A 12,672-nucleotide genomic window follows, 5' to 3' on the forward strand; every position below is an offset into this window, starting at 1 on the left:
GATTTCCCTGGCGGACTACGCGGCATGTCCGTGCGTTCCGTTGCAACATTCATGCTTGCCTGTGGGGTTCAAAAATGACGACTGCCAGCAAATTCCTGCATCTCTGCCTGGGCTCGATGCTTGCCCTTTCCGCGGCTTCCGTTCCGGTCCGTGCTGAAGACAATTCGTTCGTCCTGGTCACGCCAAGCCGCATCGGTGTGAACAAGTTCCTCGGTCTCGGCAAGACCGGCATCGAAAAGGCCGCCGCCGATCAAGGCGCCAAGGCCAAGATCTTCGAAGGCACCGATCCGTCCACGCGCCGGCAGCATGTCCAGGCCGCGATCGACATGAAGGCTTCGATCGTCGCGGTCATGGGCTTCGAGTTCGGCGACATCATCGCCGATCTGGCGCCGGAATACCCGGACACCAATTTCGTCATCGTCGACACCTGCATTCCGGATGCACCGAAGAACGTCTATTGCGCGGTCTTCCGCGAACAGGAAGCCGCCTATCTGGCCGGAGCCGAAGCTGCATTGACCTCGGCCAGCAAGACGGTCGGCGTGATCGGCGCGCTCGATATCCCGTTCCTGCATCGCTACACGGATTCCTTCGGGCTTGGCGCAAAGGCGGCCCGTCCTGATATCAACGTGCTGCCCACCTCATGGATCGGTGGCGACAATCCGTTCCAGGATCCGGTGCGGGCGCAGACGCAGGCAACCCTGCAACTGTCGAATGGCGCTGACCGCATCTATGCGGTTGCCGCCGGCAGCAATGGCGGCGTCTTCAAAGCGGTGGCCGATAAGCCTGGCGCAATGGCGATCGGTCTGGACGTCAATCAATGTGGCGATGCGCCCGGCGCCATCCTGGACAGCACTTTGAAGAAGGTGGACGTCGTTCTGCCCGCCACCATCGACGGCATCCTGAAGGGATCGGCCAAGCCCGTGGTCAGCTTCGGTCTCGCCGAGGGTGGTCTGGAACTGGTCGCCACCACCGAAGCGGTCGCCTCTTCCGGTTGCAAAATCGCCGAGTCGCCCGACGTCATCGGCCAGCTCAAGGACATCCAGGCGAAGATCGTTTCGGGCGCAATCACCGTGCCCGATCCGATGGCGCAATAACGCGACCTCGGAGCGCGATGATGACCTTGCTCCAGATGAAGGGCATCACCAAGCGATTTGACGGCGTCGTTGCCAATGACGGGATCAGCCTGTCGGTCAACAGCGGTGAGATCCATGCGCTGATGGGGGAGAATGGGGCGGGCAAATCCACCCTCATGAACATCCTCTACGGCCTGCTGAAACCCGACGCCGGTGAAATCCTGGTCGACGGCAAAGCCATGGATTTCACCAATCCGCTCGGGGCGATCGCCGCCGGTATCGGCATGGTCCACCAGACATTCAGGCAGTTTCCCGACCTGACGGTCTGGGAAAACCTGGTGTTCCAGAACGAGCCCAGGCGAGGACCGTTGGTTTCCGCTGACGCCGCGCGCGATTTCGTCCGGCGTCTTGGCTCCAGACATGGCCTGGAAATCGACCCGGACAGCCGGGTTCGCGATCTCGCGGTGGGCATACGTCAACGCCTGGAAATCCTGAAAGCACTGTCGCGCGAGGCTCGCATCCTCATCCTGGACGAGCCGACGGCCGTCCTCACGCCGCAGGAACGGGATGGCCTGTTCACCGCCATGCGTGAGCTGGCCAGCAAGGGCATGGCCCTCATCCTCGTCACCCATAAGATCCCGGAAGTCATCGCCATCACCGACCAGATCACTGTCATGCGTGACGGCCGCGTCTCCGGCACCCTGGTCACCAAGGAAACGAGCGAGGCGGAGATCATCAAGGCAATGGTCGGTCGGAACGTTCCGCCGACGATCGCCGCCAAGGTCACATCCGATGCCGAGCCGATGCTCTCGGTCAAGGAGCTCTCCGTTCGCAGGGCAGGCGTCACGATCGTGGACGCAGTCTCCTTCGATGTCCGCCCTGGTGAGATCGTCGGCATAGCCGGTGTTTCAGGAAATGGGCAGCCTCAGCTGATCTCGGCGGTCATGGGCCTCGAGTCGGCTACGGGCGCCGTGAGCATCGGCGATCAGGACATTTCCAGGTTTCCGATCGCGCGCCGTCGTGCTGCCGGTATCTCCTACGTGCCGGAGGACCGGCATCTGACCGGCACGGCTCCGGCAGCCTCGATCGCCGAGAACATCGTCTTCGGCACGCATCGCCATGCAGCCGCTTCCAGCAAGGGGTTCCTGCGCAAGGACGCTATCCGTGCCCAGGCGCGCAAGCTGATCGAACGTTTCCGGGTCAAGGCCGCCTCCGAGCAACTGCCGATCGGCTCGCTGTCAGGCGGCAACATGCAGAAGGTCGTCATCGCCCGCGAAGTCGAACACGGCTCGCCGCTGATCATCGTCGAGGAGCCGACCCGCGGCGTCGATGTCGGCGCCATCGAATTCATCCACCAGACCTTGATTGCCGAGCGGGACAAGGGCCGGGCGATCCTGGTGGTGTCATCCGACTTGACGGAGCTGCTCGCTCTCTCTGATCGAATTCTCGTGATGTTCGAGGGGCGCATCAACGCCAGGCTCACCGGAAGCGACATGAACGAGGAGACTGTCGGCCGCTGGATGATGGGGGGCGCGGAAACCAGATGATCGCAGCGGCTCTCGATACGAAATCCCGCCTGGCGGCAATCCTGTTCTCCATCGTGGCCGCGGTCTTGCTCGGAGGACTTGTCGTCGGCCTGACCGGCGCCAATCCCATCTCGGTCTATCTGGAGATAGCCAAAGGCGCGGTTCTAGGACGCGGATTGGATGAGACGCTGGCCCGCTCAGTGCCGCTGGTCGGTATGGCATTGGCCGCAGCGATTGCGTTGCGGGCAGGGCTGGTCAATCTGGGTGGAGACGGGCAGATGCTGATCGGTGGTCTCGCTGCGGCGTTGGTTGCGCTCTACGTGCCTGTCCCCGGCGTCGCGCGGGCAGTCCTCGCATTGGCAGCCGCGATCTGTGCCGGCGGGCTCTATGCCTGGCTTGCCGCCATCCTGCAGCTCAGCCTCGGCATCCCGTTCCTGATCGCAAGCCTGCTGTTCAGCTACATCGCCCGCGGCCTGACATCCTATCTCGTGCGCTATCCGCTGCGCGATCCTGCCACCGGCATGCCGGAGACCTACCGTGTCGCTTCCGGTGCCCGTCTGCCCGCGCATATATTCGACCTGCCGGTCAGCATGGCCATGATCGTCATGGCAGTCGTCGCTATCGTCATCGTGGTCAACGACCGAAGCGGCGTGAACGGCTTCGAATGGCGCATGACCGGTCTCAATGCCCGTTTCGCCCAGTATTCGGGCGTGAACCTGTCACGTCAGACACAAAGGGTAGCATTCCTCAGCGGCGCGCTAGCTGGACTGGTCGGCGCGCTGCTGATCCTCGGACAGCAATACCGTTTCACCGACGGCGCCTTGCTCGCACCCGGCTATACCTGGTCCGGGCTGATGGCGGCTGTTCTTGCCATGGCCAGCCCGATCGCGACGATCGTCGCCTCGGTGTTCTTCGCCGCGCTCCAGGTCGGCGGCTTTTCCATGGAGCGAGCGCTCGGGCTGCCGGCGGTCCTCACATGGGTGCTGCAGGCACTGATCATCCTGTGCCTCGCCGCGCGGCCGATCCTTTTCAGGAAGCGATAGGCCATGCTCAACATGCTGCTTTCGCAAGTGCTCGATCTGATGACGCCGGTGCTGCTGGCCGCGATGGCCGGCGCATTATGCGAGCGCGCCGGCGTGTTCAACATCGCGCTGGAAGGCAAGATGCTGGTCGGCGCCTTCGTGGCTGTCGCGACCAGCGTCGCCTTCGGCTCGCCGGTCTTGGCGGTGCTCTCAGCCGTTCTGTGCACGGCGGTCTTTGCCTCCCCACTGGCACTTGGCGGTGCACGTCTCGGCGGAGACCCGATCGTTATCGGCATCGGGCTCAATCTGCTGGCAGCCGGCCTCACCACCTATCTGCTGGGGGCGATCTTCGGTGTGACCGGCACGCTGGTCGACCCGGCGGTCACCGCGCTGCCAAAATTCGTCATTGCAGGGCTGGCAGATGTTCCTGTCGTGGGAGCGATCCTCGGGCACAACGCGCTCGTTTATCTGTCCTGGCTGCTGATATTCGTCTTCAACATCTACCTGTTCCGTACGCCTTGGGGGCTGCGCCTGCGCGGCATCGGCGAGGTGCCGTCGGCTGCGGCAGCGATGGGCGCGAATGTCAGCCGCTACCAGACGGCGATCGTCATCCTGGCTGGTGGCTTGTGTGGCCTCGCCGGAGCGCAACTGGCGCTCGGCTCAGTCGCGCTCTTCGCGGAGAACATGACGGCTGGGCGCGGCTGGATCGCGGTCGTTGCTGTGATGCTGGGCCGTGCCCATCCGTTGGGAATCGCCTTGGCCTGCCTCGGCTTCGGGCTCGCCGACGCCGTCGGGCTGCGGCTGCAAGGGCAGGGCTTGCCCAACCAGATCACCGACATTGCCCCCTATGCCATCACGCTGCTGGCGATGATCGGTCTTGGGCTGCGCGGCATGAAGAAAAGAAGCGTTTGAGGAGGAAGGGATGAGTGTTCCAAAGACCGTCTATGTAGCGGGTTCCTGCGACACCAAGGGTGATGAACTCCATTATGTAGCGGGGATCATCCGGGCGCAGGGTGTTTCGGCGGTGCTGGTCGATCTTTCCACCGACAAGCCGTCGGCCAACGCCGACATCGACGCCAGGACCGTCGCGGGGTTTCATCCCGGCGGCGTGGACGCCGTCTTCACGGGAGATCGCGGTTCGGCGGTTTCGGCCATGGGCTTAGCCTTCGAACGGTTCATCCTTTCGCGCGATGATGTCGGCGGCGTCATCGGCCTCGGCGGTTCCGGCGGCACTGCCATGGTAACGCAGGCCATGCGTGTTCTCCCGGTCGGCACGCCGAGGGTGATGGTCTCCACCATCGCCGCCGGCAATGTGAGCGCCTATGTCGGCCCGAATGACATCGCCATGGTCAACTCGATCACCGACATCGCCGGCCTCAACCGGATATCGAGGACCGTTCTGTCCAATGCCGCCAATTCGATCGCCGGCATGGCTCGCAATCGCCAGGAATTGGAGCAGGAAGACAAGCCGGCGCTCGGCCTGACCATGTTCGGTGTCACCACGCCCTGTGTCACCCAGGTGGTGGAACAGTTGCACGACCGCTTTGAATGCCTGGTCTTCCATGCCACCGGCATTGGCGGCCAGTCGATGGAGAAGCTGGCCTCGTCCGGCTTCCTGGCCGGCGTGCTCGACATCACCACCACGGAAGTCTGCGACCTGCTTTTCGGCGGTATCCTGCCGGCCACCGAAGACCGGTTTTCCTTCCTGGCGCAATCGCCCTTGCCCTATGTCGGCTCATGCGGCGCGCTCGATATGGTCAATTTCGCCGGCATCGACACGGTTCCGGAGAAATACCGCAACCGCAATCTCTACATCCACAATCCCCAGATCACGCTGATGCGCACGACGCTGGAGGAAAACGTGGCGATGGGCAAATGGATCGGCGAGCGGCTGAATCGCAGCATTGGTCCGGTGCGTTTCCTGCTGCCGCTGGGCGGCGTGTCGCTCCTCGACGCTCCGGGTCAGCCATTCCACGATCCGGAAGTCGACGAGGCGCTCTTCGCCGCCATCGAGAGCACTGTCCAGCAGACGGCAGAGCGCCAGGTGCTCAGGGTGCCGCACGCGATCAACGCGCCGGAATTCAGTTCCGAAGTCGTCCGCCACTTCAATGAAATCAGCAAAGGTCGGTAGTATGAGATTTGAACGAAGCCAGTTGCTGGGCAAGTTTCGTGAGCAGATCAAGGCGAAGATCCCCATCATAGGCGGCGGCGCCGGCACCGGCCTCTCCGCCAAATGCGAGGAAGCCGGCGGCATCGACCTGATCGTCATCTACAATTCCGGCCGCTACCGCATGGCCGGCCGTGGTTCGCTGGCGGGGCTGCTCGCTTATGGCAATGCCAACGAGATCGTTGTCGACATGGCGCGCGAGGTGCTGCCCGTGGTCAAGCACACGCCGGTGCTTGCCGGCGTGAACGGAACCGATCCGTTCTGCCAGTTCGATCCTTTCCTGGACCAGCTCAAGGAGATCGGTTTTGCCGGCATCCAGAACTTCCCGACGGTCGGCCTGATCGACGGCAAGTTCAGGGCCAATCTAGAAGAGACCGGCATGGGTTATGCGATGGAGGTCGACCTTGTTCGCCTGGCACGCAGCAAGGACCTGCTGACCACGCCTTATGTCTTCTCGGTCGGGGATGCCCGGGCGATGACGGAGGCCGGAGCCGACATCATCGTGGCGCATATGGGCCTGACCACAGGCGGCACGATTGGTGCCGACACGGCGCTTACGCTCCAGGATTGCGTCGGCGAGATCAACGCCATCGCCGCAGCCGCGCGTGCGATCAACCCCGACATCATCATCCTGTGCCATGGCGGCCCGATCGCCGAGCCGGAGGATGCCCGTTACATCCTGCAGCAATGCCCCGGCTGCCATGGCTTCTATGGCGCATCGAGCATGGAACGCCTGCCGGTGGAAAAGGCCCTCGTCGCGCAGACGCAGGCCTTCAAGAACGTAGTCGTCCAACAATAGGAGAGGAATTTGGCTAAGGCTTATGCGAGCGCGGTGATCGACGCGCCGATCGAAACCGTGTGGAAGATGGTGCGCGACTTCAACGGGTTGCCGACCTGGCATCCGGCGATCGCCAAAAGCGAGATCGAGGGCGGCGCGAGCAGCGATTCCGTCGGCTCCATCCGTTCCTTTTATCTCCAGGACGGCGCCCACGTGCGCGAGCAACTGCTTGCCCTCAGCGACAGCGAGCACTCGCTGTCCTACAGCTTCGTGAAACCGGCATTCCCGGTGAAAAATTATGTCGCCTCCATCCGGCTGCTTCCGATCACCGACGGCAACCGCACGTTCGCGGAATGGGTCGCGACCTTCGACGAGGAACCGGAAGATGCGGGGAAGTATGTGGAGATCGTCTCCGACCACGTGTTTGCGGCCGGCTGGAAAGCGCTGCAGGACCATCTGGCCAAATAGCCACTGTGTCTGAGGCGGGCTCCCGAGCGGTACGTTGGTCGCTCGGGAGCGATCCCTCTGGATCAAGATTCCAGGATCATATCCGCCGCGCGCTGGCCGATCATCATGCTCGGCGCATTGGTGTTGCCGGCGATCAGCTTCGGCATGATGGAAGCGTCTGCGACACGAAGCCCTTCAAGGCCACGCACTTTCAGCGTTTTCGGATCAACAACGGCCATGGCGTCGTCACCCATCTTGCAGGTGCCGACCGGATGATAGACGGTCAGCGCCTCCGCGCGCAGATAGGCAAGGATCTCGTCGTCGGAACGAACATCCTTCCCGGGCAGCATCTCGATACCTCGCACCTCGTCGAAGACTGACGATGCAAAGATCGCACGCGCGATTTTGATACCTTCGACGAGAACCTGGGCGTCCTGTTCATCCGAAAAGAAACGGTGGTCGATCCGGGCGGTGGTTGATGAACCGTCGCGTGCCAGCGTGATCTCGCCGATGCTTTTCGGCCGCAGCACGCAGGTGTGGATGGCGTAGCCGTGGCCGTACTCGACCAGCCTGCCGCGATGGCTGCGATAGCCCGGCACGAAATGGAACTGGATGTCGGGCTCGGCTCGTGCGTGGCGGGTTCGCGCGAAGCCGCCGGCCTCGACATAGTTGGTCGTCAGCATCCCCTTGCGGCGCGCGAAATAGCTGTAGGGCGCGGCGAGGATCCGGGGCAGGTTGGCGACGGAAAGTCCGAGCGTGCGCGGGCTCGACGAGCGCACGGTGATCATGCCGTCGACATGGTCCTGCAAGTTCTTGCCGACGCCCGGCAGGTCATGGACAGGCGAGATGCCGACGCGCCGGAGTTCTTCTGCCGGGCCGATCCCTGACTCCAGCAATATCTGTGGCGAGTTGATGGCACCGGCTGAAAGCACCACTTCGCGTGTCGCCTTCAGGGTCGTGTGCGTGCCTTTGTGCCGGATGCTCACGCCTGTCACACGCTTGTCTGAGACAAGGATCGTCTCCACCGAGCATTCGCTCAGCACCGTCAGGTTCGGACGGTCGAGAACCGGTCGGACAAACGCGGTGAAGGCGCTGAAGCGCTGCCCCCGGTCCTGCGTCACGTTGTAGATGCCGACACCGAACTGCGATGCGGCGTTGAAATCGATGTTCTCCGGCAGGCCGGCTTCCTTGCCCGCGGCCACGAACATGCGCGAGAGCTCGTTGGGATCGCGCGGATTGTCGACCAGCAGCTCGCCCTCCGTGCCGTGATAGCGACTGTCCTGATTGAGCAGATTACGCTCCAGCCTTTTGAAGACAGGCAGCACGTCGTCATAGGACCAGCCGGCACAGCCAAGGCTTGCCCACTCGTCATAGTCGGCAGCCGCACCACGGATGTAGACCATGGAATTGATTGAGGTCGATCCGCCCAGCGCCTTGCCGCGATTGACCGGAATCCGGCGGCCGTTCAACTGCGGCTGCGGCACTCCGAAATAGCAATAGTCGTAGTTCGGGTTGCCGTAGAGCGAGAGGATACCAGCTGGAACTCTCACGCGCAGGCTCTGGTCGCTGCCGCCGGCTTCGATCAGGCAGACCTTCGTTGCCGGGTTGGCGCTGAGGCGGTTCGCCAGTACGCAGCCGGCCGAGCCGGAGCCGACGACGATGTAGTCGTATTTGTCATTCATGATCTATGCCGGAGCAGGAGGGCTTCCCGCCCACGGGCTGGGGCGGGAGCGACATGTGGAGGGCGCTACTACTGCAGAAGCTGGGTCCAGACCTTGGTGACCAGCTCTTGAGCGGCGGGCGAGCAGGCCTGCCCCATCTTGACCGGTACGGTCGGGAAAAGCTCAGGCGCGTTTTCCTTGTTGTAAAGTGCCTTGCTGGCGTCCACCTTCACCGGCGAGGAGTGGCCATAGTAGTTGTATTCGATGGTGGCGTTTTCTTCCTTGGCCATGAAGTCGATGAACTTCTTGGCGTTGTCGAGGTTAGCTGCTCCCTTGGGTACGGCGTAGGAATCCAACCAGCCGACGAGGCCTTCCTTAGGCATAGCGTATTCGACATTGGCCTTGTCGTTGCGGCGCACCCGCATGGTGTTGCCATCCCACCAGAAATGCATGGCCACTTCGCCACCGCCAATGCGGTTTTCGATGTTGTCGCTCGAATACGCGGCGACGAACGGCTTCTGCGCTTGCAACAGGTCCAGCACCCGCTTCATCTCTTTCGGATCCTCGCTGCAATAGGGGATGCCGAGATAATTCTGCGCGGCGGGGATGACTTCATCGGCCTGCGCCAGGCTGGCAATCTTGCCCTTCAGTTCTTCGGACGGTTCGAAATAGACCTTCCAGCTGTCGACCGGACCCTTGTAGAGGTTGCGGTTGACGGTAAAGCCGGCATTGCCATAGGCGAGGGGCACCGAATAGTTGCCGGTCGGATCCCACCATTGCTTCTGCCATTCCGGCAGGATCTGCTGGAATGCCGGCATCGAGCTGGCGCCGATATCTTCGAGCAGGCCGCTATCGATCATGATCTTCACGAAGTGCTGGGATGGCGTGACGATGTCGTATCCCGATGAGCCGGCCTGCAATTTAGTCAGCAGATCCTCGTTCGAGGAGAAGGCGTCGACGGTGACCTTGATGCCGGTTTCCTTCTCGAACTTTGCCACCGCCTCAGGGGCGATGGAGTCCGCCCAGGCATAGATTGACAGCGAGCCTTCCGCCCATGCCGGGAGGCTGGTGAGAAGGCTGAATGCGCTGGCCGCGGCCAGCATCGAGAGACGGATTTTTACGGACATGGAGTTCCCCTTATCGTTGTGTTTCCAAGGACGATAACAAACGGGCTCCAGCGATAAATTTCATTTGCCCGACGTGGTGCTTAGGAAAAAGCTCGCTCTCTTCACTGCCGGCGTTGCAGCAGGAAGGCGACGGTGGCGAGCACAACGGAAACGATCATGATCAAGGTGGAGATCGCATTGAGCTGCGGTGAAACGCCCTGCTTGATCAGCGAGAAGATGTAGACCGGCAGCGTCGTGGCGCCACCCGAGTTGAGCAGGTTGCTGGTGATGAAGTCGTCCATGGAAATAACGAAAGCGAGCATCGCGCCGGCGAACACACCCGGCAGGATCAACGGCAGCGTCACACGCCGGAAGGCAACCCAGCTCGAAGCGTAGAGATCACGCGCGGCTTCCTCCAGGTCAGCGTCCATGCCCTGCAATCTCGCCCGTATAGGCAGGAATGCGAAGGGGATGCAGAACGTCGTATGCGCGATGGTAAGTTTCAGCAGGCCATTCGTCAGGCCCATTTCGGAAAACAGGATGAGTACCGCCACCGCGACGACGATCTCAGGCAGCAGCAGCGGCAGGTTGACGATCGTCTCGGAGACACGCCGGAAGCGTACGTTCCTGCCGCGCACCAGTACAAGCGCTGCCATCAGCGCGACGATCGTCGAAAGCACCGTGGCGATGGTGGCGACGAACAGCGATGTCTTCACCGCTCCAACCAGCGCGGCATTCGACAGCGCCGTCGTATACCAGTGAAGCGAGAATCCGCCCCAGTTGGAGACAATGCGGTTGGCGTTGAAGGAATAGAAAACCACAACGGCAATCGGCAGATAGAGGTAGAGGAAGAAGATCAGGCTGAACAGGCCGAAGCCGGGATAGCGGCGAACGTTGCTGTTCACGCCCCGTTCTCCCGGCCTTCCTTGCGCATCGCGTGGATGCCGCGCCACAGCAGGAAGATCATTACCGCGCACATCAACACGATGGAAATGGCTGCGCCCAGCGGCCAGTTGCGGGCGGCGCCGAATTGCAACTGGATCAGGTTGCCCATCATCATCGTCTTGCCGCCGCCGAGAAGAACGGGTTCCAGCACGGCGCCGAGACAGGGAACGAAAACCAGTATGGCGCCGGCGACCATGCCCGGGCGGCAGAGCGGCAAGATCACGCGGCGAAGCGTCGTCAGTCGACTGCCATAGAGATCGTGCGAGGCTTCCACCAGGGCCGGGTCGAGCTTCTCGATCGAGGCGAAGACCGGCAGGATCATCAGCGGGATATAGCTATAGACGAGGCCGATCAGCATCGCCGTATCGGTGAAGAGCAGGCTGCCAATATTATTGGTGATCCCGAGTGCCCGCAGCGCCTTGGCGATGACTCCGTCATTGCCGAGGATGATGATCCACGAATAGACGCGCACGATCATCGAGACCCAGAACGGCAGGGTCACCAGATAGATCAGCAGCATCTTAGCAGACGTTTTCTGCAGTGAGATGAAATAGGCGACCGGGAAACTCAGGGCGAGGCAGATGATCGTGGTCGCCAGAGACAGGATGACAGTCCTTGCTACGACGATCAGATATTGCGGGTTGAACTCGAGTTCTCCGCTCCAGCCCTCATTGAATAGGATCTGCTTGTAAGGTGCGGTGGTGAACACATAGTCGAAGCCGCCATAAGGGCCGCGGGTCGAAAACGACACCAGGATGATGATGCCGACCGGAATGATCAGCGTCAGCAGCATGATCAGTTGCGCCGGAAGAAGCCCCAGAACATTCCAACTCGGTAGTCTCAGGCGCTGGTTCATGTGCCGAGAATCCGCGCCGATTCCGCAGCGAAACTCAGGCGTACCGATTGGCCGACTTCCAGCGTGCGATCGCGGCTCCGGCTGTTACGTTTGGAAACGCGCAGCACGGTGCCCTTCGCATCCACTACATAATGGGTGTAGCCGCCGAGATAGTTCGCACCGACGATGGTGCCTTCGGTCGCAATCTGGCCGTCCTGCGAGGGCAGGCTGATCTTTTCCGGGCGGATAGACATGACGGCCTTGCCGCCAACGGTTGCCCGTTTCTGCGGTGCGTTCAAAGTGACGCCGAGAGGGATCGAAACCGTAGCGCGATCGCCATCGAGGGAGATCACCTCGGCGTCGAGGAAGTTGGTTTCGCCGATGAAGTCGGCGACGAAACGGTTGGATGGCTCTTCATAGATGTCGGTCGGCGTTCCGAGCTGCTGGATCTCGCCGTCGCCCAGCACGCAGATGCGATCCGACATGTCGAGCGCTTCTTCCTGGTCGTGGGTGACGAAGACGAAGGTGATGCCGGTCTGGCGTTGCAGCGTCCGCAGTTCGTCGCGCATGGCCTGTCTGAGCTTGAGGTCGAGCGCCGAAAGCGGCTCGTCGAGCAGCAGCACCTCCGGCTCCGGCGCGAGCGCGCGGGCGAGCGCGATGCGTTGCCGCTGGCCGCCCGAAAGCTGCTGCGGCTTGCGGCTGGCAAACTTCTCCATGTGCACGAGGCGCAGCATGTCGGTCACGCGCGCAGTGCGGCGCTCCTTCGGCCAACCCAGGTTTTCAAGGCCGAAGGCGACGTTCTGCTCCAGCGTCATGTGCGGGAACAGCGCGTAGCTCTGGAACACCGTATTCACCCGCCGCTTGTGAGGCGGCAGGGACTGGATGTTTGTGCCACGCAGCGCGATTTCACCGGTCGATGGCTGCTCGAAGCCGGCGATCATGCGCAGCAATGTGGTCTTGCCGCAGCCCGAGGGACCCAGCAGGGTGAAGAACTCGTTTTCGTATATGTCGAAACTGACCGGCTTCAAGGCCTGGAAATTGCCGAAGGCCTTGGAAACATCCTTGATCTCCACGGCCTTCTTCTGCGGCGCGGGGCGGCTCATATTCATCTG

12 protein-coding genes are annotated in these 12,672 nt (G+C 62.0%); 7 read left to right on the forward strand and 5 right to left on the reverse strand.

The features are described 5' to 3' along the window. Positions 1–74: 74 nt before the first annotated feature. Genes L4923_RS01215 through L4923_RS01245 form a run of 7 tightly spaced genes read left to right on the forward strand, consistent with a single transcriptional unit; the run spans position 75 to position 7,034 of the window. On the forward strand, positions 75–1,094 hold the full coding sequence (locus L4923_RS01215) for a BMP family ABC transporter substrate-binding protein (protein WP_239361453.1): 1,020 nt from the start codon (positions 75–77) through the stop codon (positions 1,092–1,094). A gap of 20 nt (positions 1,095–1,114) precedes the next feature. Beyond that, on the forward strand, positions 1,115–2,620 hold the full coding sequence (locus L4923_RS01220) for an ABC transporter ATP-binding protein (protein ID WP_239361455.1): 1,506 nt from the start codon (positions 1,115–1,117) through the stop codon (positions 2,618–2,620). Further along, on the forward strand, positions 2,617–3,642 hold the full coding sequence (locus L4923_RS01225; protein ID WP_239361457.1) for an ABC transporter permease: 1,026 nt from the start codon (positions 2,617–2,619) through the stop codon (positions 3,640–3,642). Before L4923_RS01220 ends, L4923_RS01225 begins: the two co-directional genes overlap by 4 nt. Before the next feature lie 3 nt (positions 3,643–3,645). Then, positions 3,646–4,533, forward strand: coding sequence for an ABC transporter permease (locus L4923_RS01230; protein ID WP_239361458.1), 888 nt, complete (start codon positions 3,646–3,648; stop codon positions 4,531–4,533). 10 nt (positions 4,534–4,543) lie between these two features. Beyond that, the gene (locus tag L4923_RS01235; RefSeq protein ID WP_239361459.1) at positions 4,544–5,752 is read left to right on the forward strand and encodes a Tm-1-like ATP-binding domain-containing protein; all 1,209 of its coding nucleotides are present in this window, start codon (positions 4,544–4,546) and stop codon (positions 5,750–5,752) included. Position 5,753: 1 nt separating this feature from the next. Then, a complete protein-coding gene (locus L4923_RS01240; protein ID WP_239361460.1) occupies positions 5,754–6,587 on the forward strand; it encodes a phosphoenolpyruvate hydrolase family protein in 834 nt (277 codons plus the stop codon). A gap of 9 nt (positions 6,588–6,596) precedes the next feature. Then, entirely contained in the window at positions 6,597–7,034 is a 438-nt protein-coding gene (locus L4923_RS01245) for an SRPBCC family protein (protein ID WP_239361461.1), read from the forward strand. Positions 7,035–7,096: 62 nt separating this feature from the next. Here the strand turns inward: L4923_RS01245 and L4923_RS01250 are convergent, their stop codons facing one another. The 5 genes from L4923_RS01250 to L4923_RS01270 all read right to left on the reverse strand — a co-directional run bounded on the left by L4923_RS01250 (position 7,097) and on the right by L4923_RS01270 (position 12,669). Then, complete coding sequence (locus L4923_RS01250; RefSeq protein ID WP_239361462.1) at positions 7,097–8,695, reverse strand: GMC family oxidoreductase; 1,599 nt, start codon at positions 8,693–8,695, stop codon at positions 7,097–7,099. A gap of 68 nt (positions 8,696–8,763) precedes the next feature. Then, positions 8,764–9,801: an extracellular solute-binding protein gene (locus tag L4923_RS01255; protein ID WP_239361463.1), complete on the reverse strand. Its 1,038-nt coding sequence runs from the start codon at positions 9,799–9,801 to the stop codon at positions 8,764–8,766. A 101-nt stretch (positions 9,802–9,902) separates the two neighbouring features. After that, on the reverse strand, positions 9,903–10,685 hold the full coding sequence (locus L4923_RS01260; RefSeq protein WP_239361464.1) for an ABC transporter permease: 783 nt from the start codon (positions 10,683–10,685) through the stop codon (positions 9,903–9,905). Beyond that, on the reverse strand, positions 10,682–11,581 hold the full coding sequence (locus tag L4923_RS01265) for an ABC transporter permease (RefSeq protein ID WP_239361465.1): 900 nt from the start codon (positions 11,579–11,581) through the stop codon (positions 10,682–10,684). Before L4923_RS01265 ends, L4923_RS01260 begins: the two co-directional genes overlap by 4 nt. Then, the gene (locus tag L4923_RS01270) at positions 11,578–12,669 is read right to left on the reverse strand and encodes an ABC transporter ATP-binding protein (protein WP_425530888.1); all 1,092 of its coding nucleotides are present in this window, start codon (positions 12,667–12,669) and stop codon (positions 11,578–11,580) included. The genes L4923_RS01265 and L4923_RS01270 overlap by 4 nt, the downstream gene beginning before the upstream one ends. Positions 12,670–12,672: the final 3 nt, after the last annotated feature.

Source organism: Terribium retamae (genome assembly GCF_022347545.1).
GTDB lineage: Bacteria > Pseudomonadota > Alphaproteobacteria > Rhizobiales > Rhizobiaceae > Mesorhizobium > Mesorhizobium retamae.

Coding starts and splice junctions, on each gene's coding strand:
- L4923_RS01230 (WP_239361458.1), top strand. CDS start 3,646: ATGCTCAACATGCTGCTTTCGCAAGTGCTCGATCTGATGACGCCGGTG.
- L4923_RS01225 (WP_239361457.1), top strand. CDS start 2,617: ATGATCGCAGCGGCTCTCGATACGAAATCCCGCCTGGCGGCAATCCTG.
- L4923_RS01220 (WP_239361455.1), top strand. CDS start 1,115: ATGACCTTGCTCCAGATGAAGGGCATCACCAAGCGATTTGACGGCGTC.
- L4923_RS01250 (WP_239361462.1), bottom strand. CDS start 8,695: ATGAATGACAAATACGACTACATCGTCGTCGGCTCCGGCTCGGCCGGC.
- L4923_RS01235 (WP_239361459.1), top strand. CDS start 4,544: ATGAGTGTTCCAAAGACCGTCTATGTAGCGGGTTCCTGCGACACCAAG.
- L4923_RS01240 (WP_239361460.1), top strand. CDS start 5,754: ATGAGATTTGAACGAAGCCAGTTGCTGGGCAAGTTTCGTGAGCAGATC.
- L4923_RS01265 (WP_239361465.1), bottom strand. CDS start 11,581: ATGAACCAGCGCCTGAGACTACCGAGTTGGAATGTTCTGGGGCTTCTT.
- L4923_RS01255 (WP_239361463.1), bottom strand. CDS start 9,801: ATGTCCGTAAAAATCCGTCTCTCGATGCTGGCCGCGGCCAGCGCATTC.
- L4923_RS01215 (WP_239361453.1), top strand. CDS start 75: ATGACGACTGCCAGCAAATTCCTGCATCTCTGCCTGGGCTCGATGCTT.
- L4923_RS01270 (WP_425530888.1), bottom strand. CDS start 12,669: ATGAATATGAGCCGCCCCGCGCCGCAGAAGAAGGCCGTGGAGATCAAG.